The organism is Paenibacillus sp. 01T47 (assembly GCF_056398245.1).
The window spans coordinates 380,265-402,832 of sequence record NZ_JBFTPA010000004.1; the positions used below are offsets into that span (position 1 = coordinate 380,265).

18 protein-coding genes are annotated in these 22,568 nt (G+C 46.7%); 14 read left to right on the forward strand and 4 right to left on the reverse strand.

All coding sequences use genetic code 11. The features are described 5' to 3' along the window. Positions 1-140 precede the first annotated feature (140 nt). From AC1DOV_RS11555 to AC1DOV_RS11580, 6 genes are all read left to right on the forward strand, one after another. Positions 141-1,118 (forward strand): substrate-binding domain-containing protein, encoded by a 978-nt coding sequence (locus tag AC1DOV_RS11555; protein WP_477549996.1) that lies wholly within the window; start codon positions 141-143, stop codon positions 1,116-1,118. After that, positions 1,115-2,581, forward strand: coding sequence for a sensor histidine kinase (locus tag AC1DOV_RS11560; RefSeq protein ID WP_477549997.1), 1,467 nt, complete (start codon positions 1,115-1,117; stop codon positions 2,579-2,581). Before AC1DOV_RS11555 ends, AC1DOV_RS11560 begins: the two co-directional genes overlap by 4 nt. Then, entirely contained in the window at positions 2,559-4,106 is a 1,548-nt protein-coding gene (locus tag AC1DOV_RS11565; protein WP_477549998.1) for a response regulator, read from the forward strand. Before AC1DOV_RS11560 ends, AC1DOV_RS11565 begins: the two co-directional genes overlap by 23 nt. A 133-nt stretch (positions 4,107-4,239) precedes the next feature. Next, positions 4,240-5,340 carry a D-xylose ABC transporter substrate-binding protein gene (gene xylF / locus AC1DOV_RS11570; RefSeq protein ID WP_339203670.1) on the forward strand — a complete coding sequence of 367 codons (1,101 nt, stop codon included), beginning with the start codon at positions 4,240-4,242 and terminating at the stop codon, positions 5,338-5,340. Between the two features lie 80 nt (positions 5,341-5,420). Continuing rightward, the gene (locus tag AC1DOV_RS11575) at positions 5,421-6,944 is read left to right on the forward strand and encodes a xylose ABC transporter ATP-binding protein (RefSeq protein ID WP_477549999.1); all 1,524 of its coding nucleotides are present in this window, start codon (positions 5,421-5,423) and stop codon (positions 6,942-6,944) included. A gap of 2 nt (positions 6,945-6,946) precedes the next feature. Then, the gene (locus AC1DOV_RS11580; RefSeq protein WP_076267045.1) at positions 6,947-8,119 is read left to right on the forward strand and encodes a sugar ABC transporter permease; all 1,173 of its coding nucleotides are present in this window, start codon (positions 6,947-6,949) and stop codon (positions 8,117-8,119) included. An 83-nt stretch (positions 8,120-8,202) separates the two neighbouring features. Here the strand turns inward: AC1DOV_RS11580 and AC1DOV_RS11585 are convergent, their stop codons facing one another. Both AC1DOV_RS11585 and AC1DOV_RS11590 read right to left on the reverse strand, forming a co-directional pair. Further along, positions 8,203-8,739, reverse strand: a complete 537-nt coding sequence (locus AC1DOV_RS11585) for a GNAT family N-acetyltransferase (protein WP_477550000.1) — start codon at positions 8,737-8,739, stop codon at positions 8,203-8,205. A 73-nt stretch (positions 8,740-8,812) separates the two neighbouring features. Beyond that, positions 8,813-9,670 (reverse strand): helix-turn-helix transcriptional regulator, encoded by an 858-nt coding sequence (locus AC1DOV_RS11590; protein ID WP_477550001.1) that lies wholly within the window; start codon positions 9,668-9,670, stop codon positions 8,813-8,815. A gap of 190 nt (positions 9,671-9,860) precedes the next feature. Here AC1DOV_RS11590 and AC1DOV_RS11595 point away from each other — a divergent pair, with 190 nt between their 5' ends. Continuing rightward, positions 9,861-11,747, forward strand: a complete 1,887-nt coding sequence (locus AC1DOV_RS11595) for a beta-L-arabinofuranosidase domain-containing protein (RefSeq protein ID WP_477550002.1) — start codon at positions 9,861-9,863, stop codon at positions 11,745-11,747. Positions 11,748-11,848: 101 nt separating this feature from the next. On the opposite strand, the gene AC1DOV_RS11600 is transcribed toward AC1DOV_RS11595, so the two are convergent. Then, positions 11,849-12,766: a DUF4358 domain-containing protein gene (locus AC1DOV_RS11600; protein WP_477550003.1), complete on the reverse strand. Its 918-nt coding sequence runs from the start codon at positions 12,764-12,766 to the stop codon at positions 11,849-11,851. 76 nt (positions 12,767-12,842) lie between these two features. Beyond that, positions 12,843-13,733, reverse strand: coding sequence for a helix-turn-helix transcriptional regulator (locus AC1DOV_RS11605; protein WP_076266735.1), 891 nt, complete (start codon positions 13,731-13,733; stop codon positions 12,843-12,845). 126 nt (positions 13,734-13,859) lie between these two features. Here AC1DOV_RS11605 and AC1DOV_RS11610 point away from each other — a divergent pair, with 126 nt between their 5' ends. The 7 genes from AC1DOV_RS11610 (at position 13,860) to AC1DOV_RS11640 (ending at position 22,551) form a co-directional block, all read left to right on the forward strand. Next, positions 13,860-14,747 carry a sugar phosphate isomerase/epimerase family protein gene (locus AC1DOV_RS11610; RefSeq protein WP_339203663.1) on the forward strand — a complete coding sequence of 296 codons (888 nt, stop codon included), beginning with the start codon at positions 13,860-13,862 and terminating at the stop codon, positions 14,745-14,747. 33 nt (positions 14,748-14,780) lie between these two features. Further along, positions 14,781-15,833, forward strand: a complete 1,053-nt coding sequence (locus AC1DOV_RS11615) for a Gfo/Idh/MocA family protein (RefSeq protein ID WP_477550004.1) — start codon at positions 14,781-14,783, stop codon at positions 15,831-15,833. A gap of 165 nt (positions 15,834-15,998) precedes the next feature. Continuing rightward, positions 15,999-17,534: a sugar ABC transporter ATP-binding protein gene (locus AC1DOV_RS11620; protein WP_477550005.1), complete on the forward strand. Its 1,536-nt coding sequence runs from the start codon at positions 15,999-16,001 to the stop codon at positions 17,532-17,534. Beyond that, positions 17,506-18,513, forward strand: coding sequence for an ABC transporter permease (locus tag AC1DOV_RS11625; protein ID WP_441881494.1), 1,008 nt, complete (start codon positions 17,506-17,508; stop codon positions 18,511-18,513). The genes AC1DOV_RS11620 and AC1DOV_RS11625 overlap by 29 nt, the downstream gene beginning before the upstream one ends. Continuing rightward, on the forward strand, positions 18,513-19,541 hold the full coding sequence (yjfF, locus tag AC1DOV_RS11630; RefSeq protein ID WP_076266740.1) for a galactofuranose ABC transporter, permease protein YjfF: 1,029 nt from the start codon (positions 18,513-18,515) through the stop codon (positions 19,539-19,541). The genes AC1DOV_RS11625 and yjfF overlap by 1 nt, the downstream gene beginning before the upstream one ends. Before the next feature lie 70 nt (positions 19,542-19,611). Further along, a complete protein-coding gene (locus tag AC1DOV_RS11635) occupies positions 19,612-20,661 on the forward strand; it encodes an ABC transporter substrate-binding protein (protein WP_441881490.1) in 1,050 nt (349 codons plus the stop codon). 117 nt (positions 20,662-20,778) lie between these two features. Then, entirely contained in the window at positions 20,779-22,551 is a 1,773-nt protein-coding gene (locus tag AC1DOV_RS11640) for a cache domain-containing sensor histidine kinase (protein ID WP_477511322.1), read from the forward strand. Positions 22,552-22,568 lie beyond the last annotated feature (17 nt).

A 22,568-nucleotide genomic window follows, 5' to 3' on the forward strand; every position in this document is an offset into this window, starting at 1 on the left:
GGAGGCTGCCTTCACGGTTCATACCGAGGGCAGCCTCTTTCTATCTCTACAGCTAGACAGCAAGCCAGCCATCTACTATGATTTGTATATGAAACCGCTCTCATAAAAATATCCTATTTTGTCGGCAGGAGGAAAATAGGTTGCGCAAATCGATAATTGTTAGCTTGTTTGCAGTGTGCTTGGTCATCTTGTTTTTTACGCTGACCTCCATGGTCAAAGTGTTCTCCTCCCAATTGATTGAACCGGCATTGACGGCAGAGCAGCACAATAGCTACCGCCTTGTCCTCATTACGAGAGAGCTGGATACCCCTTTTTGGGCGAAGGTGGAACGGGGCGCTAAAGCTGCAGCAGAGCAAAATGGTGCAAGTCTTGAGGTGTGGGGGACATATGGCACAAATCGGGATGATTTTCTGAAAAATATTGAGGTTGCGATTGCTTCTAAAGTAGATGGAATCATCGTGCAGGGGCTTGATACAGACGAATTTAAAAGCTTAACAAAGGTGAAGGCGGCAAGTAGAGGTATCCCCGTCATAACCGTAGCGAACGATGTGCCGATGAACGAGAGTTTGCGCAGAACGTATGTAGGCTCGGATCATTTGGAAGCGGGGAGCATGATCGCGCGGCAGATGGTGTCGGATATGGGCTTTGTGGGCAAGGTGGTTTTGATGGTATCGGATCGTCAGGAATACTTCCAAAGAACGCGCTTAACAGGCATATTGAATGTACTGAACGCCTACCCGAAGATTATAACGAAGATTGTAGCTGCAGGAGATTCCCGTGAGGATGTAGCGGCGGCAACAAATGAACTGCTTAATGAGGAGCCGGATGCGGATGCGTTCATCGCCGTTTCGGCGAACCATGCGGGTTCGATTATTCAGGAGATCAGCAAGCGAATGCGAGTGGACAACTTTTTTATCTATTCGTTCGATGATTCACCGGAGACGCTTACGTTGATGCAGCAAGGAAAGATAGATGCCTTAATTGCGCAATCCCCAGAGGCGATGGGCGAGGAAAGCGTCGCACTCATGATCAAATGGCTGACAGGCGAGCAGGTTCCACTAAACCCTGACGGATACTTCACAGATATTCGGGTCATGCGGGCGGAGGATGCCAAATGAACAGCATTCAGCGTAAAATATTGACGATGTCGTTAATTGTGCTGTTTATAATGGTTACGATTTGGATGGTGCTCACCTACTATAATCAGAAGACGCAGGAGCAATACAATGATATTTTGCAGCGTTATTTGCGCATGAATGAGGTGACTGATCGCAGTCATCAGACGATTACGGCATTAAATGATTATTTGCAGAAGCCAACAGCACTCAAGCAGCAGACGCTGAATCAAAGCAAGGAAAACATAATGATGGCAAAGCAGCAAACGATAAGCCTTCGAAATAAGGATAATACGTTTACGTTGACGAGCTTCATCAATATGATTGATAGCTTGGTAGCGTCGGCGGATTTGTCAGTCATGTTTTTGGAGCAAGGCAATGGGGAGCAATCAGCTGAAAAATTTGAGGAAGCGACCCGCATCGACAAATACATAGCAGAGACCACAGTAACGCTCATCGACAAGGAAGTACGGACGTACGATGCTTTTTACCGCGGCATTATCGAACAAAGCGCGGAGCTGAAGCGGCTTGGCATATGGCTGCTTTCTCTGATCACAATTATGCTGCTGTTGTTTACTTATTGGTTTTCACTTAGCATTACAAGACCTATCCAGAAGCTGACTATAGCTGCAAAGGAATTATCGCGCGGCAGATTCGATAAGCCTATAGCAGTACACTCCAATGATGAAATTTCATTCCTCGCCAAAACCTTTGATCGCATGCGGATCAATATTAACAATCTCATCTCCGAGATTCAGCAGAAGGCACAGCTCGAAAGCGAGCTTCAGCAGAATAAGCTGCTCCTGAAGGAAAGCCAGCTTATTAGCCTTCAAAGCCAGATTAACCCTCACTTCTTATTCAACACCTTAGATATTTTATCCAAAAAAGCATACCTAGACGGCTCGGAGGAAACGAGCGATCTGATTGCCAACGTTGCAGGCTTGCTTCGTTATAATTTGCGCCGGCTAGACCGGGCAGTCACACTTGAGGAAGAGCTGTCTGTCATATTGAAATACATCGAAATTCAAAGCGCGCGTTTTACAGATCGGCTTAGATTTGTACTGGAGGTGGATGAGAGCTGCCTGCAGCTGCTGCTGCCTTGCTTGACGCTTCAGCCCATTATCGAAAATGCAGTCATCCATGCAGTTGAGCCGCTTGAGGATGGAGGAACGATTTCACTTCGCATCTATGAGAAGGATAATCTTGTTCTTATTGAAATTGAGGATGACGGCACAGGCATGACGGCGGAGAAGGCCAATCATATTTTGACAGAAGGCGGAAATGCGGATGGTGTAGGCCATTCAACGGGGATCGGCTTCAGCAACGTAGTGAAACGGCTGCGGTTGTTTGTTGGTGACGACGACGTTATTGAAATAAGAAGTGCGCCGCAAGAGGGCACGAAAGTAACGATAAAAATGCCAATCGTAGGGAGTGCAGCTGAGCATGCTGAAATTGTTAATCGTTGACGATGAGCAAGTAGAACGGGAAGGCTTGCAGGCTATTTTGCAAAAAGGTTTTCCTTCTTGTCAATTTATGCAAGCAAGAAATGGGGCTAGAGCCATCGAGACGGCAAGCGAGTGGCAGCCTGATCTTATATTGATGGATATCAAAATGCCCGGCGTTAACGGCATCGAAGCAATCGAGAAAATCTCGGTTTTTCTGCCTTCGGCCAAATTTATTATGGTCACTGCGTATGACACGTTTGACTATGCAAGGCAGGCTATTAAGCTTGGGGTTAAGGATTATTTGCTAAAGCCAAGCAAGGCAAGTGAAATCACAACAACGATTGGCAAGGTCATAGAGGAGATTATGCGTGAAAAAAGCGAGATTGCGATTAGGCAATACGAGGAGGAAGCGCTGAGGAAAGTGATGCCTATTGTCGAATCAGATGTCGTGACACAGCTGCTCTTCGACCATGTGCATGATGTCCATATCGACGATATGCTGAGGCTGCTTGGCAGAGAGCGGACAAGCGAGGCATTTGTTATGCTCGTCATGCTGCCAATCAATGCAACGTCAGAAGTGCTCTATGGCCAGATTAAAGCAAGGGTGAGACAAGCTGGAAGCGGCTGGGTAGGCGCGATGTCTGCGCGGCAAATTCCAATTGTCATTTTTCGAGATGCCGGTAAAACCTATCGTGCTCAAGCAGCCTCGCTTGTCCAGCAGTTTTTACTGCTGCGGCAGCGCGAAGTTGGCGGAGATTTATTTGTTGGAATCGGAGATTCCTATAAGGGGTTAGAAAACGTGAAGTTGTCATATCAAGAGGCTTTGCTTGCAACGGCCAACGCCTCGCTGCCGGCGAAACATCAATTTTATAGTGAAATCGAATCGCGCAGTCCCTTTGCGGGAGGGTATCAAGATAAACAAACGGAAAAACAATTCGTCGATCACATTCGATTAGGGAAGTGGGATATTGTACGCAAGATGGTGATGGAGCTAATCGTCGTCCATGATCAGCATCATGCTTCCTTGGAGCAATCTGCCCAATGGGTGCTGGAGCGCTTATGGGTCATTTCCCGTGTCGCAGAGGAGATGGGGATCGAAGTGGAGAAGCCGTTATTTTCGTTCCAAGTGACGCAGTATCAGCAGCTGCGTACAGAAACGGAAAGCTTGCTTACTAAGCTGATCGAAGGTATCGTCACTCATCAGAGCAGAGTACAGCCCGATGCGGCTTTGCAAATGAAGCAGTATATCATTGAGCATTCAGAGAAGGATATATCGCTGGAGCTGATGGCGCAGCGATTTGGCTTAAGCCCTTTTTATATGAGCAAAATGTTCAAGGATCAGGAAGGCATGAATTATATCGATTTTTTAACCGAATGCAGAATCGAGAAGGGCAAGAAGCTGATGGCTGATCCCGATCGAAGCTTAAAGGAAATTACTTATGAGATTGGCTATAACGATCCTAATTATTTCAGCAAGGTGTTCAAAAAGGTATGCGGAGTATCGCCGACCGATTACCGCAGAGCCATCCTTGGCAAAAGAGCCTAAGCAGGGCTGTTCGCCTTAAAAAAATGCAGACGATAGCAAAAGAGTACTGGAAGATGGCGGCTCTCTGCTTCCAGCGCGATGTTATATTAGAAATGTAAGCATTTACATTTTTTTATAAAAGGGAGCGAAGAAAATGGGGAAACGGTTTACAAGAGGCGGGGTTGTATCGCTTGTACTAGCTCTAGTCATCGTAATTTCGGCATGCTCTAGCGGTAATGGAAACAATGGGAACGCGGGGTCCAAGTCAACCGATAAAGAAGCAACAACAAAAACGAACAACGTAAAATCAGGCGACGACAAAATTGTAATCGGCCTTTCACTCGATACGCTGCAAGAGGAACGCTGGCAGCGCGACCGTGATTTGTTCATCGCAGCAGCCGAGGCGCTTGGCGCTAAGGTAGAGGTGCAAGCAGCAAACAGCGATGACGCGAAGCAAATTTCTCAGGCAGAAAACTTAATAAGCCAAGGTGTAGATGTGCTGGTCGTCGTCCCTCATAATGCAGAAGCAACGGCAGCGATTGTAGAAAAGGCTCATGCGGCCGGTATTAAAGTGCTTGCTTATGATCGTTTAATCAAAAACTCTGATTTGGATTTATACATCTCCTTCGATAATGAAAAGGTAGGCGAAATGCAGGCTGAGGCGATTATTAAATTGGCTCCAAAAGGGAAATTCGTATACATCGGCGGTGCCGAGACGGATAATAACGCCCATTTATTTAAAAAAGGCGCATTTAATATTTTGCAGCCGCTCATCGACAGCGGTGACATCCAAATCGTATTCGATCAATGGACAAAGGATTGGAACCCAGCTAACGCGCTGGCTAATATGGAGAATGCGTTAACTGCTAATGATAATAAAATCGATGCTGTAGTCGCAGCGAATGATGGTACAGCAGGCGGTGTTATTCAAGCGCTTGCAGCGCAAGGGCTTGATGGAAAAATTCCTGTTTCTGGCCAAGATGCCGAGCTTGCGGCAGCACAGCGTATTGTTGAAGGAACACAAACGATGACGGTATACAAACCAATTAAAGATTTGGCTGAGAAAGCGGCCGACCTTGCAGTGAAGATGGCCAAAGGCGAGGATGTAGGCGCTGATAAAACAGTTAACAATGGTAAAATCGATGTGCCGTCCGTGTTGCTTAATCCGGTAGCTGTAGACAAAACGAACATGGATGCTACCGTCATTGCAGACGGCTTCCATTCCAAGGACGATGTTTACAAAAACGTGAAGTAGCTGCTTGACCAGGTAAAGGGGAAGAAGCGGGGTGCCAAGACGCTCTTCCCCTCTTTGCCATTTACGGAGGTGAGGAAGGAATGACGGCGGCATTAGAAATGCGTAATATTACGAAGCAATTTCCTGGCGTTAAAGCGCTGAACGACGTGACCTTTTCGGTGAAAAAAGGAGAGGTGCATGCACTGTGCGGTGAGAACGGAGCAGGCAAGTCGACGCTCATGAAGGTATTGAGCGGTCTATACCCGCACGGCACCTACGATGGGCAAATACTCATTAACGGTGAAGAGAAGCGCTTCGATAAAATAAAGGACGCGGAAGAAGCGGGCATTGCAATCATTTATCAGGAGCTTGCTCTAGTAAAGGATTTATCGATTGGCGAAAATTTATTTCTCGGCAAAGAACCAGCGGTATTCGGAATTATTAACTGGGAGCGCGTATTCAAGGAGAGCGAGCGGTGGCTGAAGGAAGTCGGCCTTCTGGATGTGAATCCAGAGCAATTGATCGGCGGCCTTGGCATCGGCAAGCAGCAGCAAATCGAAATTGCAAAGGCATTGTCCAAGAAGGCGAATATTCTTATTCTCGATGAACCTACAGCTGCTTTAACGGAGCAGGAAGTTGATATATTGCTTAATATTTTGCGTGAGTTTAAAAAACGCGGCGTTACTTGTATTTACATTTCACATAAGCTTAACGAGGTGTTTGCGATTGCAGATACCGTTACGGTACTGCGGGATGGTCTGGCGGTTGGCACATACGACGTGTCTGATGTGAATGAGGATAAAGTCATTTCACTGATGGTTGGACGCGAGCTCAAGGAGCGATTCCCGCGCGTGGAAGCAAAACCCGGCGAAGTCATGCTCAAGGTGACGGATTATACGGTTATGAATCCAGAGCGGCAAGGCAAAAAAGTGATCGATCATTTAAGCTTTGAGGTGCGTAAAGGTGAAATTTTAGGCATTGCCGGTTTGATGGGAGCGGGGCGAACGGAGCTGGTCATGAGCTTATTCGGCTCTTATCCAGGTCAAAGCAACGGATTGGTTGAGATTGACGGGAAACCTGTAAAGATTAAGCATACGCGGCATGCTATAAAAGCTGGACTGGCGCTCGTTTCGGAGGATCGAAAAAAGTATGGGCTTGTTCTTGGCATGGATATTAAAAGCAATGTCAGTCTAGCAAGCCTTGCAGCTATATCCTCAGGCGGGGTGCTTCGCCCTAATGAGGAGATTGCGGCAGGCAATCAATACTTGAACTCTTTACGAGTGAAAGCGAATTCAGTGGAGACGATTGTAGGAACTTTAAGCGGCGGCAATCAGCAGAAGGTCGTACTCGGCAAATGGCTGATGACGAATCCGAAAATTTTAATTTTGGACGAACCGACGCGGGGCATCGATGTTGGCGCCAAATTTGAAATTTATAATATTATGAACGAATTGCTTATGCAGGGCGTGTCCATCATTATGATATCGTCCGAACTCCCAGAGCTGCTAGGCATGAGCCACAGAATTATCGTCATCGCAGAAGGAAAGCAAACGGGTGAGTTTAAGGCAGAGGAAGCAACGCAAGAGATGATTATGACGGCTGCTACGGGAGGAAAAGGACGATGAGCATGAATCAAGAAACGGTGATAAGCCAGACAAAAACGAAGCAGCGGCCGCAATGGCTGAAATTTGACGCACGCGCATACACGATGATCGGGGCATTAATATCGATTTGGGTTTTATTCTCGCTGCTGCATGACCGGTTTCTATCGCCGACGAATATATCAAACTTGTTTCTACAAATGTCGGTTACTTCTATACTGGCTATCGGAATGGTGCTCGTCATTGTCGCAGGGCAAATTGACTTGTCGGTTGGATCCCTTGTCGGCTTGACGGGTGGTATCGCAGCAATTCTCAACGTGTGGTACGAGTGGAATACGATACCAGTTATTTTAGCTACCTTAGGTGTGGGAGCGGCGATCGGTTTTATTCAAGGCTGGATTATCGCTTATCGGGCAGTGCCGGCGTTTATTGTGACACTCGGCGGGATGCTCATTTTTCGGGGTATTTTGTTTGGTACAACCGGCAGCGTTACGATTGCTCCGCTAACGCCATCGGTGAAAGCGATTGGTCAATCTTATGTGGGGGATATTATCGGATGGATATTTGGCATTACTGCTTTAGCTGTTGCGGGATACCTTGTCATGCGGAAGCGAGCAGCAAGAGCTAAATTTGGCTTTGATGTTGAGCCGTTTGCCGTCAGCGTGCTGCGATTAGGCGTCATTGGTGCCATTGTTATTGGTTTCGTTTATTTAATGAACAGCTACAAAGGTATTCCTGTTCCATTTGTTATGGTTATTGTGCTGGCGCTTATTTTTACGTTTATATCAAAAAATACGACCTTTGGCCGTCAAGTATATGCGATTGGCGGCAATCCGGAGGCTGCGCGATTATCAGGCATTAATATTAAGCGCCGCATATTGCTTGTGTTTGTTCTCTGCAATACGCTAGCAGCCATAGCTGCACTAGTGCTGACTGCTCGCTTAAATGCAGCAACAATGAGTGCAGGTCAGAACTATGAGCTGGACGCCATTGCGGCTTGTGTAATCGGCGGAACGAGTTTGATGGGCGGCACGGGCACCATCGTTGGCGCGATTATCGGAGCTCTCGTAATGGCCAGCTTGGATAACGGGATGAGCTTAATGAATCTTGAATCCTTCTGGCAGTATATCGTAAAGGGCGGCATACTGATTCTTGCGGTGTACGTCGATATTTACACGCGGCAGCGCAAGAAGGTTTAAGTGTGAATTCAGGTAATGAGCTAAGCTTGAGCATCAGGGAGTTTTGCTGGGAAACCGTTTCTCCCTGATGTCCTGCTAATCTATCATTTGAAATATTCCTCGCGCAAAAGACTGTAATAAGCGATGTCCTCATACACATCCCACTTTAGAAAATGCTGGCGGAAAGTGCCTTCGTATTGCATGCCATTTTTTTTCATAACGCTTGATGAGGCAGGATTTTTTGTCATGGCAGCTGCAACAATTTTATTAAGTGCAAGCTCCTCGAACCCAAACTGTAAAACTCGTTTGACGCCTTCCGTAACATACCCCTGATTCCAGTACCGTTTGCCTAACCAATAACCAAGCTCAGCTCTTTTATGATTATTATTTATTGTCATGCCGATGCTTCCCATAAACGTATGGTTTCCTTTATCGATCAGAGCAAATGTGTAGCTTGTCCCTTCTTGATCAATCTCAGCGCGACGGGCAATAAAGGCAGCAGCTCCGCCTTCTGGATAAGGATAAGGAATATTTAGAGTGGTGCTTGCAACATCAAAATCGTTTATTAGCTGCTGTAATTCCTCGGCATCTCCAGTCTCAAATGGTCTGAGTATTAATCTGTCGGTATGAAATACAGTCATAGCATGCACCTCCAAATTGTAAATTTAATTAAGTATAAAGAAAAATATGGAAGTTGCAAGGGTTTTTTATTGATTATTTAGAGCGATACAGCATTCGAAAGGCTTTTGGTTTCGTGCTCGTGTGTTTCGTGAAGCAGCGAACAAAATAAGGAAAGGAGCCGAAGCCTGTTTCTTCAGCTATTTTGCCGATAGGTTCATTCGTGTGGATAAGCAGCCGCTTCGCTTGCTCAATACGGTGGCGCGTGACGTACTCAAGGGGAGTACACCCAAATGTTTTTTTCATACAAATCGCAATATAATTGGGGTGAAAATGCAGCTCCTCTGCCATTTTCTTATAACTAAGCGGGTCTTGATAGCTGCGCCGGAGGAACAGAGCGGTTGCTTCGGCAATTTGCAAATAAGGACTATCCACCGCCGATTGATTTTGATCCTGAAGCAGCTGGAGGAGGATGTGAAAAATTTGCTGCTGGGTCCACCGCGATTGGGCAGAGGGCTGCTCCTGCAGTTTCAGCAGCTCGCGTATTTTCTCTTCAATGGCATGAGGGACAAGCAGACGCTTCTGCTTTGGAAGCTGGAAAGGGAAATACTCGATCGGAGCAAAGGGCTGCCCCTCCTGTGAAATGGAGAAAGGCAGCCGTTCATGAGATTCACTCCAATCACCGACCGTTTGAAAGTGCAGCCAATAAAAATGGGTTTCCTCCGTGCAGGGCATAGTCGTTCGATGAGAACGGTCAGGTCGAAAAATAGCATAATGGCCTGCCGAAATATTGAACTTCTGTCCTTCTTCCTCCATATATAAACTACCGCGTGTTACGTATATAAGATCGAATACGCCAATGTTTGAACGATCAGCATGTCTGCCAAGTATAGGATAAGTGTCCTCGCCGCCATGAATGAAATGAGGCATGGGGGGACAAATGAATTGTAACATTCAGGCTTCACTCCTTGCTTGGTCATTACGGGATAATCATATGCGATGATTGCAGTTTGAGTAAAGATACGATAAAACAAAGATGTTGTGATTGGATAAAAAGTGGTTGAGATCAGCTATCCAATGGGGCAAGTCCAACATGGTATATTCGGTATGCATTCATCATGGCATGAAGGAGTGGTACAGAAGCATGGGACAATTACATGAAGCATTTGGGGCGCTGCCGCTTGGCAGCATTAAGGCGGAAGGCTGGCTGTATAATCAGCTTCGAATACAAGCGGATGGACTTACGGGTCATCTGGAGGAGCATTGGGCGGATGTAGGCCCGAACAATGGTTGGATAGGAGGGGGAGGAGAAAGCTGGGAGCGCGGTCCCTATTATTTGGACGGGCTGCTGCCGCTTGCGTATATACTGGGCGATGAGAAGCTGATCGCGAAAGCGAACCGTTGGATAGAATGGTCGCTCGCCAGCCAGCAGGAGAATGGTTTTTTTGGGCCTGCACATATTACGACGGTTAATAATGACCTGGATAAGAAGCAGGACTGGTGGCATTTCATGATTATGCTTAAGGTGATGATGCAATATGAGGAGGCAACGAGCGATGAACGAATCGTTCCATTCCTTAGCAAATTTTTCGGTTATGTAAGCTCGATTATCGAAGAGCAGCCTTTGCGCGGCTGGGCGAAGTCGCGCGGCTCCGAAATGCTGTTGTGTATTTTATGGTTATATAAGAAGACGGAAGATGCCGAGCTGCTCAAGCTGGCTGATATTGTTGCCAGTCAAACACTGGATTGGACAGATATTTTCCATGACTTCCCGTTCTGGAGAAAAGTAGAGCAATGGGATTTTCGAACACATGTTGTAAATGTGGCGATGGGTATCAAGATGCCAGGCATCTTATATGAGCTGTATGGTGAGAGTGTTCAGCGTGATGCGGTTCATCGCGGCATAGACAGCTTAATGACTCATCATGGGCAAGCGCATGGCATGTTCTCCGGCGACGAATGGCTGTCGGGTACACATCCGAGCCAAGGGGTTGAGCTTTGCGCAGTCGTTGAGTATATGTATTCGATGGAGCAGCTTACTCGGATTTTTGGCGAAGGGCGATTCGGTGATATTTTGGAGAAGGTGGCGTTCAACGCGCTGCCAGCTACGATTTCCAAGGATTGGAGCGCGCATCAATATGATCAGCAGGTGAATCAAATTGTTTGCAATGTAGCGCCTAGAAATTGGAGCAATGGGCCAGATGCCAACCTATTTGGCTTAGAGCCTAATTTTGGCTGCTGTACATCAAATATGCATCAGGGATGGCCTAAGTTTGCTTCTCATCTGTGGATGACGGATGCAGCCGGAGGTTTGGCAGCGGTATCGTATGCTCCATGCCATGTCCAGACGTCAGTTGCAGACGGCGTTGCAGCTGAGGTGCGAGTAAGCGGACAATATCCGTTCCGTGATGAAGTGACGATAGAGCTAGTGCTTGAACGTTCCGCTACTTTTGCTATTTCGCTGCGTGTGCCGGAATGGTCCGTCAATTCGAGCCTGCTTGTGAACGGTGAAACTATTGTTTTAAACCCAGTAAAAGGTTACGCGCGAATTGAACGTGAATGGCAAGACGGAGATAAGCTGCTGCTGAAGCTGCCTATGGAGGTTCGTACCGTTTCGCGCAATTTGTACGCAGTAAGCGTAGAACGTGGACCTCTAGTCTACGCTCTGCCGCTGGTGGAAAACTGGCAGCTGCTTAGGCCGCGTGAACGGTTTCATGACTGGGAAATATACCCGGGTTCTCCATGGAAGTATGGCCTTCTTGCGGACACCAGCTTTGAGGTAATGGTGAGCGAAGATGCGATTCCCTATCAGCCGTTTGATGCGGCTGTTGCGCCAATCCGCTTGAAAGCAAGCGGCAAGCTTGTTGCAGAATGGCGGATGGAAGGCAACAACGCGGGAACTCCGCCTCTTAATCCGGATACAGAGGGTCAGCCGGTGACTGAGCTGGAGCTGGTGCCATATGGCAGCGCGAAGCTGCGAATCGGTGAATTCCCGCTGCTTGGAGAGCGAAAGCCGGTTATTCGGAGATAAGCAAAGTGAGATCGAGCTTTACAACAAAATGGCGGTGCAGGAGTTGTTTCTGCACCGCCATTTTTCTATTAAGGCTATATTTTATACTTATTTCTCCATCATTATTTTTTCTTGAAAAACGCATTGAAAAGTTCAGCTGTTTTTTTCTGGTCAGGCGAGATCGAGAAGAGAACAAAATCTCCGTTGCGCAGGATTTGATAGTTTAAAGCTTGTTCGTATTGATCTTGCACATAGGTTTCGAATACTTTTTGCACAGCCTCCGCACGTTTCTTGAACAGAGCTTCAATGTCGGAAAAGTCTTTCTCTGACTTGAGCTGAACGACGGAAAACTCTCCAGCTTGAATCATTATCATCGGTTGATAGAAAATGCCGTCAATCAGCATCGTTTCCGGGTCTATGCCATAGCTGTCTTTTATTCGTTCGCCCTCAACTTCCGAAAGCGACCCAAGCCCTGCATCGGCTTTTATTTTGGCTGCGATATCAGCAACGGTGACCGCACCAGATGGATTGCCTGGATCTGGTTTCGTCGTCGGCTTCGGTGTAGGAGACGGCGTAGCAATCGGCAGGGTGGATGGCTTCGATGTAACCGTTGGTTTAATGATCGGCTTCTCGGTTGGTGTCTCAGTGTTTGGCTTCTCAGTCGGTACTGGAGAGGCTGGTTTCTTGGTCGGCTTTATGGTTGGCATAGGTTTAGCTGAGGCTGCAGGTTTCTTCGTTGGTTTCGCAGTCGCAGCAGGTTCATCAGTCTTTGCTGGTTGTTTAGTTGGTGCAGGTGTGGCCGTCTCTACAGCATCCGTTGGAGCTGTGGTGGCTGTCGGCGCTTCAGTAGTTATATCCTCAGTCGCAGTAGGGAGTGGTGCCTCGGTAGGCTTGTCCGTTGCGGTATTTCCACCTGATATTGAAGAACTGCTCTCATCATTATTTAATGGTTTGCCGGCGCTGCTGCAGGCAGCTGTAATGACCGTTATGAGTATAACCATGGATATGACGGAGAAGTATTTCGTTTTAAGCATAAACATCCAATTATCTCCTTTAATCATCGTTGTAAGTAAGACGCAGGGAAAGGCCAAAAGGTTGCTGTACGCTCATCTGCCGCTATTGCAGCTTACGTGCCTGCGAGGGGGTAATCCCTTTGTACTGCTTGTATAGCTTCGTAAAATAGTTCGGATTCTCACAGCCTACCTTTGCTGCAATTTCAGTAATCGTATCATTGCTTTCGCGCAGCAGCCGCTCGGCTTCGTTCATGCGATTGACATTGACATATTCGACGAAGGTGCGTCCTGTCAGCTTTTTGAACAGCTTGCAAAAATGATAGGGATTGAGGCTGACTTGCTTCGCGGCCTGTTCAATCGACATTTTTTCGCGAAAATCAGATTCAATACGCTGAATGAGCAGCTTGAAGCGGTCACGATTGACAAAGTATGGTTCCGCCGGCATGCCTACCAGCTGACGCTCGATGAAAGTGCGGGAAAGAAGCGTAAATAGAGCATACAGCTTTGATTTGACGATAAGCTGATAGGCTGGCGGTTTGGCAATCAGCTCGGTAATTGCTTCTTCCAGCAGCGAGTAATGCTGAAGACAGGACTCATCCTGCTCGGCCGGCTTTACGGGATAACGAAGCCTACCCTCCAAGTAAGGCGCAACAAACTGCGCATGCAGCGGATCATGCACCCAATCATTGAAGAGGGAAGCGTTGAAGACGATACAATCATAATAAATATTGTCGTAACCCAGTGCATAGCCGACATGAAGCCCGCCGCCTGGGATGAGCAGCACTTCTCCTGGCTTGACGACAAATGGACGGCTGTCGATATGGAAGAGAGCATTGCCTTCTCTCATGATGATAATCTCGAAATGCTCATGCCAGTGTAAATAAAGGAAACATTCATTTGGCGTTACATTATAGGCACGGTTTTGGAAGAGCTGAAATGGATACGCTTTTTGCTCTAGACGCGTATTTTCCCATAGCTCTTTCGGATAGCTCATCTACAGCACCTCCAACACAAGATTCGACTAGTATTGCGCAAGATTGTATAGAGAAATATGCAAAACTCCTAGTTATAATGAAGTTGTTGAGAATACTATAAGCCAATATTGGAGTGATATACAAGGATGAATAACAAATTGAGAATTGGAACGCTTGTCGGCGGAGGGAATGCGGATCAGATCATTCCACAAATCGTAAAGCACGGATTTGAATCGTTTAACTTAACTTTCTGGCAAACGACTGGTGAAACAGATCTTGTGGAGATGGCTAAACGGGTAAGAGCGCTCGCAGATGAACATGACTTTGTGGTTCCAGCTGTAAGCGTTTTCGGAAACCCGCTAACGGGAGAAGGAAACAACGCAGATACGCTTGCGAGCTGGGAGCGTCTGATTGATCATGCGCATCTGTTTGGAGCTGATATTGTATCTGGGTTCACAGGCCGCTTGACGAATCAACCGATTGACGAGTCCATTCCGAAATTCAAGGAAGTTTTCGGGGAGCTCACACGCAGAGCAGCGGATAAAGGTGTACGGATTGCTTTTGAAAACTGCGATATGGGCGGAACCTGGGCGACAGGCGATTGGAATATTGCCCATAACCCGGCAGCCTGGGAACTTATGTTTAATGCGGTGCCGCTGGACAACATCGGATTGGAATGGGAGCCTTGCCACCAAATGGTCAGCTTAATCGATCCGATTCCGCAGCTGCGCAAATGGGCGAATAAGGTGTTCCATGTGCATGGCAAAGATGCAACAATTGCATGGGATATCGTGAAGGAGCACGGGGTACACAGCAAACAGCAGTTTGTATGGCACCGTACACCTGGTTTTGGCGATACCAACTGGAAAGATATTATTACGATTTTGAGACAGAACGATTATAAAGGCACGATTGATATTGAGGGCTGGCATGATCCTGTTTATAAGGACGAGCTGGAAATGACGGGACAAGTACATGCGCTTAATTATTTGAAAAACTGCCGCGGCGGCGATTTTGTACCTAATCCGGTATAGAAAATAATAGAGTTCAAAAAAGGAGAGAATACAATGTCGATTAAGCATCGTGTAGTTATTGCCGGCTGCGGAGGCATGGCGAACACTTGGGTAGACTACGCCAAAGAACGGGAAGACACTGAAATTGTCGGGCTTGTTGATATTAAGGAAGAGTTTGCGCAAGCGATGGCTGAACGCAAGGGGCTTAATTGTCCAACTTTTACCGACATCAAAAAAGCGATCGCGGAGACAGATGCTACCATCGTATTCGATGTGACCATTCCTGCAAGCCATTATACAATCAGCACGACGGCTCTAGAGATGGGCTGTCATGTCTTCGGAGAAAAGCCGCTTGCAGAATCGATGGCAGATTGCAATGCAATCGTACGTATTGCTGCCACGTCGGACAGAACACATGCCGTAATGCAAAATCGCAGATTTGACCCGCGCATTCGTGCATTTCGGCAATTGCTTGAGGATGGCACGATCGGCAAACCAGGTTTTGTCGGCGCAGACTTTTTTTTAGGCGCGCATTTTGGCGGGTTCCGCGATGCGATGGACAGCCCATTGCTGCTGGATATGGCAATTCATACCTTCGATCAGGCGAGATTTATTATTGGTGCTGATCCTGTATCTGTCTACTGTCATGAGTTTAACCCTCCAGGCTCTTGGTATGCAGGAAATGCCAATGCGATCTGTATCTTTGAGATGTCCGACGGCTCCGTATTTAATTATCGCGGATCATGGTGCGCGGAGGGGGCATCCACAACATGGGAGTCTTCTTGGAGAGTAACTGGCGAGCATGGTACAGCGATTTGGGAAGGAGATAACAACCCGTATGCGGAGATCGTGGTTAGCGGCGATCAGAGCGGGAAATTCATACGTGACTATAAACGAGTAGAATCCCAGCTTCCAGAGATGGAAAATACGCATCATAAAGGCTGTTTGGACAATATGTTCGCTTCGCTTGAGGCAGGCAGCAAGCCGGAAACGGATTGCAGCGACAATATTTATAGTATGGCGATGGTTCTGGCCTCACTTGAGAGTGCAAAAACCGGTCAAAAGGTACAAATTGCTGGTTTTATGGAAGCAGCCGCAGGCAAATAAATCATAGGTAAACAAAAGAGTGACTCCTAGCTGATGCAGCTGCGGGGGCGCTCTTTTATTTTGCATAAATGTCCGAATTCATTAAAAAAAGACCTATATTTCTAAATACGAACGATGGTCGCTTTTTCTACAATTGGAGGTGAAAACGGAAAGAGGTGAAGGACCATGGGCACCGATTATGTGCTGCATATGAAAGGAATTAGCAAATCGTTTCCTGGAGTCAAGGCGCTTTCAAATGTTGATTTTGGTCTCAGGAAAGGCGAGATCCATGCGCTCATGGGAGAGAACGGCGCAGGAAAATCGACGTTGATTAAAGTAGCGACCGGCGTGTACAAATGGGATGCTGGAGAGGTGCTGCTTGCTGGCAGGACGATAGTTCCAAAATCTCCGCTGGAAGCACAGCGGATTGGCATAAGCACGGTATATCAAGAGGTCAATTTATGCCCAAATCTTAGCGTGGCTGAGAACATTTATATTGGTCGTCATCCAAGAAAACGCGGATTAATAGACTGGGACAAAATGTACAACGACAGCGAGCGGCTGCTGGAGCGTCTAGACCTTGCGATTGATGTTAAGCAAACATTATCGCATTATTCGGTCGCTATTCAGCAAATGGTAGCCATTGCGAGAGCTGTTGATATTTCGAACGGTATTCTTATATTGGATGAGCCTACGTCAAGCCTTGATGCGAATGAGGTTAAACAGCTGTTCAAAGTTATGCGCATTCTGAAGCAAGAGGGCATGGGCATCGTATTTGTTACTCATTTCCTAGACCAGGTATATGAAGTAACCGACCGGATTACGGTGCTGCGCAATGGGATGCTCGTCGGCGAATACTTAACGAAGGATCTGACCAAAACAGAGCTTGTGTCCCATATGATCGGCAGGGAATGGAGCGTAGAAGAAGCAACAGGGAAAAAAGCAGTAGAGCGAACGGCTGGCGAAAACTTTTTGGAGGCCAGCTCGCTTGGCAAACGAGGCAGCATTAATCCTATCGATCTTCAGATCGGGAAAGGGGAGGTGCTTGGTCTTGCAGGACTTCTTGGCTCTGGCCGAACAGAAATCGCTAAGCTCATCTTTGGCATCGACAAAGCGGATGAAGGCAGCTTGACCATTGACGGCGAGCTTATTTCTTCCATGTACCCGCAGAAAGCTATTCAGAAAGGGCTTGGATTCACGCCAGAGGATCGCAAAGTAGCAGGCATTATAGGAGAGCTTACCATTCGTGAAAATATCGTTTTGGCGCTGCAAGCCCGTAAAGGCCTCTTCTCATTCATACCGCTGCGCAAGCAGAAGGAAATCGCCAATCATTACATTGAGTTGCTAAAGATCAAAACGCCAAGTGCGGAGCAGAAGATTGAAAATCTAAGCGGCGGAAATCAGCAAAAGGTTATTTTGGCGAGGTGGCTTGCTACGCAGCCGAAGCTGCTTATTCTGGATGAGCCGACACGCGGAATCGATGTGGGTTCCAAGATGGAAATCCGCAAGCTCATTCTTGATTTGGCGGCAACAGGCATATCGATCCTCATCATATCGGCGGAGCTTGAGGAAATCGTTCAATGCTGCAACCGGATTATCGTTTTACGCGATCGGATCAAGATCGGCGAGGTCGCCGGCGCAAACATGCGCGAGAACATTATTATGGAAATGATTGCGAAGGGAGCGGAAATGTATGGCGGGTCTGACGGGATTGGCGCGTAGTTTAAGCAAGCAGAAAATCATTTGGCCGATTCTGGCACTCGCTGTATTGTTTCTTTTCAATTTGATCGTCATACCTGATTTTTTTCGAATGGAATGGAAGGACGGTCATTTATTCGGCAATTTGATTGATATTTTGAAAAATGGATCGCCGCTCATCATCATTGCTATTGGCATGACTCTAGTCATTGCTAAAGAGGGAATTGATATATCCGTAGGATCAGTTCTCGCTATCTCGGGGGCTATCGCGGTATTTATGCTCGATGGGTATCCACTTTGGCTTGTCATTCTAGCGGGGGTATTTGCAGGATTATTATGCGGCTTATGGAATGGGATGCTGGTTGCGATGATTGGCATTCAGCCGATGGTGGCTACCTTAATTTTGCTGACGATTGGCCGAGGAATCGCTCAACTAATTACGAGCGGGCAAGTGCTTACGACTAACGATAAGGCGTATCAGTTTATTGGAAAAGGGCATTTGCTAGGGCTGCCATTTCCGCTGTTCATTGCGATGGCTGTATTTTTACTCGTATATCTATTCAAAACGCGTACCGCGTTCGGACTTTTTCTAGAGGCTGCTGGCGGCAATAAGACAGCGAGCAGCTATGCGGGTATACGTCCTAAAGTAATTTTCATGACCGCTTATACGATTACGGGCATTTGCGCAGGTATTGCCGGTATTATTATTAGCGCAAACGTAGCAAGTGCCGATGCGAACAATGCCGGACTGTGGATAGAGCTGGATGCTATTTTAGCTGTCGTAATTGGCGGAACCTCGATGCGTGGCGGACGATTCTACCTTGGCGGAACGATATTTGGAGCCTTGTTCATCCAAAGTTTGACGACGACGATATATTCTTTGGGTGTTGAGCCTTCCAGCATTTTGCTCGTTAAAGCGGTTGTTGTTATTATCGTCTGCTTGATTCAATCCGACTTATTCCGGCAGTCATTCAAATTGGTGAAAAAGAAGGTGGCGGCATAATGAAGCTGATTTCTCTGAAAATTAGCCATAACAATATTATTGTTTTGGCTACGCTGCTTCTTTTGTTTATTTTGTACGGATCAGGTGCTGCGCTTTACAAGGGCTTTTTCTCCATGCAAGTATTTTTGAATCTATTTATAGACAATGCCTATCTCATCATTGTGGCCACAGGCATGGCGTTCGTCATTATTAAAGGCGGCATCGATTTATCCGTAGCTTCGGTCGTTGCGCTGATCAGCATGGTGTCGGCGTCACTCTTCCAGCATGGGGCAAACGCGCTTGTTGTAACAATCGTTGCTCTCGTCATTGGTACGCTGTTTGGGGCAGGGCAAGGGTATTTGATTCAGCGCTTTCAGCTGCATCCTTGGATTGTCACGCTGGCGGGAATGTTCCTCGCTAGAGGGATTAGCTTCCTCATCAGCACGGAGAGTATCGTTATTAGCAATTCAGTTTATGTGAAGCTCTCCCAATACAAAATTTATTTGTGGGGCGATCATTTTATAACGATTAGTGTCGTCATTGCGATTGCCGTTGTTATCGCTGCTCTCCTGATCGGGCGGTATTCCTCCTTTGGCAGGGCGGTGTATGCGATTGGCGGCAGTGAAAAGTCCGCTGTTTTGATGGGGTTGCCTGTTGCTCGAACGACGATTCTTGTATACACCTTAAGCGGTTTGTTTTCTGCAATTGGGGGCATCGTGTTTACACTCTATATGCTGTCAGGCTATTCGCTGCATTTGATGGGTATGGAAATGGATGCCATTGCGTCGTGCGTTATTGGCGGTATTTTGCTCACTGGCGGATTTGGTTATTTGATCGGGCCAACGCTCGGCGTGCTTTGTACAGGCATTATACAAACGATCATTATGTTTCAAGGGACGCTCAGCTCTTGGTGGACAAAGATTACTATTGGATTTTTATTGTTTCTTTTCATGGCTTTTCAACGAATTATTGTGATGAGAAAAGAAAAAAACGCCTTGCCAGCTTCCAAAAATAAACCGAAATTTGAAAATAAAGTCGTTAATTTGTAAATACAGAACATTTGCAACATTTGTATATTGAGAGTGTAGCCAATACAAGTTCGATAGGGAGGAAATAAGAATGAACAGAAAGAAACCGTTTATCGTCACGATGCTAGCTGCGATTATGCTGGTAGGCTTGATCGCCGGTTGTGGCAACAACAGCAATAATGGGGGCAACAAACCAGCAAGCGGAAATGCAACAAACAAGCCAACAGAGAATGCGGCAACGGAAGCACCACCGGAAGCGAACAAGAAGCTGGTTGTAGGATTCGCGCAAATCGGTGCGGAAAGCGGCTGGCGTGATGCTGAGACCGATTCGGTTAAAGCAACTTTTAGCGAAGATCCGAACTTCGAGCTGAAATTCTCTGACGCACAGCAAAAGCAAGAAAACCAAATTAAAGCGATCCGTACGTTTATCGCCCAAAAAGTAGATGCCATTGGACTTGCGCCAGTCGTAGAATCAGGCTGGGAAACGGTATTGAAGGAAGCTAAAGATGCGAATATTCCAGTGTTTTTGCTAGACCGCGGCATTACAAAAGGCAATGAGGACTTGTATGTATCGTTTATCGGTTCCGACTTTATTCTCGAGGGTCAAAACGCAGCGAAATGGATGATCGATGAGTTTGGCGCTGGCGCTCAGGTCAACATCGTTCAATTGGAAGGCACAGTAGGTGCAAGCGCAGCGAATGACCGTAAAAAAGGATTCGAGGATGCGATTGCTGGCGAAGCCGGCTACAAAATCGTTTATTCCCAAACAGGCGATTTCACTCGCGCCAAAGGCAAAGAGGTCATGGAAGCTTATTTGAAAAAGGATAAAAACATCCAAGTAGTCTACGCACATAATGACGATATGGCGCTAGGAGCGATTCAAGCGATTGAAGAAGCGGGCTTGAAGCCAGGTACAGATATTAAAATTATAGGCGTTGACGGCATTAAAGCAGCATTTGAAGCGATTGCAGAAGGTAAAATGAATGTTACTGTAGAATGTAATCCATTGCTGGGACCACAGCTGAAGCAAGCGATTCTCGATTACAAAGCTGGCACTACGCTCGAAAAATGGATTAAATCGGATGAGGACGTTTATTTCGGCCAAAAAGCAATCGATGCGCTGCCAAATCGCAAATATTAATCGTTATGGCAATTGAAGATAGGTAAATTACGAGACTGCAGAAGAGAAAAATCTCTTATGCAGTTTCGTTTTTCGCATTTCAAAGGAAATGATCATTATTTGATGAGGACGGATTGAATGTTTATGCTAAGCGGTTTATTTGCGAATCGTAGTATCCGTTTCAAGCTTTTATTTTATTTCGTCATCATTATTTTATTTTCAATCGCTGCGCTCAGCATTCTGGGCAGCACCTTATACAAAAATGCTATTGAAGAGGAAACGAACGCACATACGGTGCAAATGATGGATCAGGTTAAAAACCACATTGAAGTATACATAAAAGAAATGGATAACATTATTTATTATTTGTCGCAGGACGCGTCGGTCATCGAATTTATGAGAAGGTCGAATAACGAATCAGGGCAGCTGAAGCTGCTGGATTCTAAGGTGAGGAAACTTCAGAGGGTCTATATAGAGAAGCATGTAGAAATTGCGGGAGCAATGATTGTGAGCCGCAACAACCAATTCGCAAGCAGCGGCTTAGAGCCGATTACGAGAGATTTTATGACGGAAGAGCAGTGGTATAAGAAGGCAGCTCTTCAGCCGGAGCATATTCATTTGTTCAGCCATCCGATTGGGAGAAATATTAGAGCAGAGCAAAATTTAAGCGCCGATCAGGTGCTGTCGTTCGTGCGGGCCGTAAAGGACCCGTTGACCGGCCAAGTGCTTGGCGTTATTTTGATCGATATGAAATTAGACATTATTCAGGCGATCGTAGAATCGGTATCGCTAGGGAAAAGCGGCTTTATTTTTATTATGGATGAGAATGGCGGTGTCGTGTATTCGCCAGTCAATCCGATTGTGTACCGCATTTCGGGCGATTGGATGGAGGGGCGCTCTGGCAAAGTCATTCGCCAAGTCAATGAGCTTGAATACCAGATGATCTATAATACCTTTCCAGAGTTTGATTGGCGAATCGTCGGCGTGTTTCCGCTTAAGGAGTCGCTTCAGGTCGTTGCGGACATTCAATTTTATACCGTTATTATTGCGCTGGTCACGCTGCTGCTTGCCTTTATGGCATCCTGGTATTTTACGAATGCGATCGTTCGTCCCGTTGGGAAGCTGCGCAGTTTAATGAAGAAGGTAGAAGAAGGAGAGCTTCATCTGCGCTTTCCTAGTAAAACGAAAGATGAGATCGGACAGCTGGGCAATAGCTTTAACCATATGGTGCAGGAAATTGACAATTTGATTCATCTCGTATATTTGGAGCAAAGGGAGAAACGTGAGGCTGAGCTGAAAATATTGCAAGCACAAATTAAACCCCATTTCCTCTATAACACGCTGGATACGATTCAGTGGATGGCTCAGGACCGGGATGCCGATGATATCGTCGATATCGTTGTTGCCTTAACTCATCTCTTCCGAATCAGCCTTAGCAAAGGACGAGAGGTTATTCCGCTTAGCGACGAGATTCAGCATGTGGAGAGCTATTTGATTATTCAAATGGCCAGATATGAGGATAAGTTATCCTTCGAGATCGACATTCCGCAGGAGCTGCAGACGCTAAGCGTGCTCAAAATCATTTTGCAGCCGCTCGTCGAGAACGCGATTTATCATGGCATCAAAGAAAAGCTGGCTAAAGGCACGATTCGTATACATGGCTTTACAGAAGACAATAAGCTGGTTCTCGTCGTTGAAGATGACGGCGTTGGGTTTGAAGCAGAGCGGCTGATTCAGATGAATGAATCGTTTCATGCTATCCGGCAAAGCGGCGAGGATCGAGGTTATGGATTGTACAATGTGAATGAACGAATCAAGCTGTCATATGGCTCTGGTTATGGTCTTACCATTGAGAGCGAGCGGGGACAAGGCTCCAAAATCGTGGTAAAACTACCGTTAATGGTTGGATAACTTGAAATGGCTGGGGG

Coding starts and splice junctions, on each gene's coding strand:
- AC1DOV_RS11605 (WP_076266735.1), bottom strand. CDS start 13,733: ATGAGCTATCCGAAAGAGCTATGGGAAAATACGCGTCTAGAGCAAAAA.
- AC1DOV_RS11625 (WP_441881494.1), top strand. CDS start 17,506: ATGGCGGGTCTGACGGGATTGGCGCGTAGTTTAAGCAAGCAGAAAATC.
- AC1DOV_RS11580 (WP_076267045.1), top strand. CDS start 6,947: ATGAATCAAGAAACGGTGATAAGCCAGACAAAAACGAAGCAGCGGCCG.
- AC1DOV_RS11615 (WP_477550004.1), top strand. CDS start 14,781: ATGTCGATTAAGCATCGTGTAGTTATTGCCGGCTGCGGAGGCATGGCG.
- AC1DOV_RS11590 (WP_477550001.1), bottom strand. CDS start 9,670: ATGTTACAATTCATTTGTCCCCCCATGCCTCATTTCATTCATGGCGGC.
- AC1DOV_RS11620 (WP_477550005.1), top strand. CDS start 15,999: ATGGGCACCGATTATGTGCTGCATATGAAAGGAATTAGCAAATCGTTT.
- yjfF (WP_076266740.1), top strand. CDS start 18,513: ATGAAGCTGATTTCTCTGAAAATTAGCCATAACAATATTATTGTTTTG.
- AC1DOV_RS11560 (WP_477549997.1), top strand. CDS start 1,115: ATGAACAGCATTCAGCGTAAAATATTGACGATGTCGTTAATTGTGCTG.
- AC1DOV_RS11610 (WP_339203663.1), top strand. CDS start 13,860: ATGAATAACAAATTGAGAATTGGAACGCTTGTCGGCGGAGGGAATGCG.
- AC1DOV_RS11585 (WP_477550000.1), bottom strand. CDS start 8,739: ATGACTGTATTTCATACCGACAGATTAATACTCAGACCATTTGAGACT.
- AC1DOV_RS11565 (WP_477549998.1), top strand. CDS start 2,559: ATGCTGAAATTGTTAATCGTTGACGATGAGCAAGTAGAACGGGAAGGC.
- AC1DOV_RS11575 (WP_477549999.1), top strand. CDS start 5,421: ATGACGGCGGCATTAGAAATGCGTAATATTACGAAGCAATTTCCTGGC.
- AC1DOV_RS11595 (WP_477550002.1), top strand. CDS start 9,861: ATGGGACAATTACATGAAGCATTTGGGGCGCTGCCGCTTGGCAGCATT.
- AC1DOV_RS11600 (WP_477550003.1), bottom strand. CDS start 12,766: ATGTTTATGCTTAAAACGAAATACTTCTCCGTCATATCCATGGTTATA.
- AC1DOV_RS11635 (WP_441881490.1), top strand. CDS start 19,612: ATGAACAGAAAGAAACCGTTTATCGTCACGATGCTAGCTGCGATTATG.
- xylF (WP_339203670.1), top strand. CDS start 4,240: ATGGGGAAACGGTTTACAAGAGGCGGGGTTGTATCGCTTGTACTAGCT.
- AC1DOV_RS11640 (WP_477511322.1), top strand. CDS start 20,779: ATGTTTATGCTAAGCGGTTTATTTGCGAATCGTAGTATCCGTTTCAAG.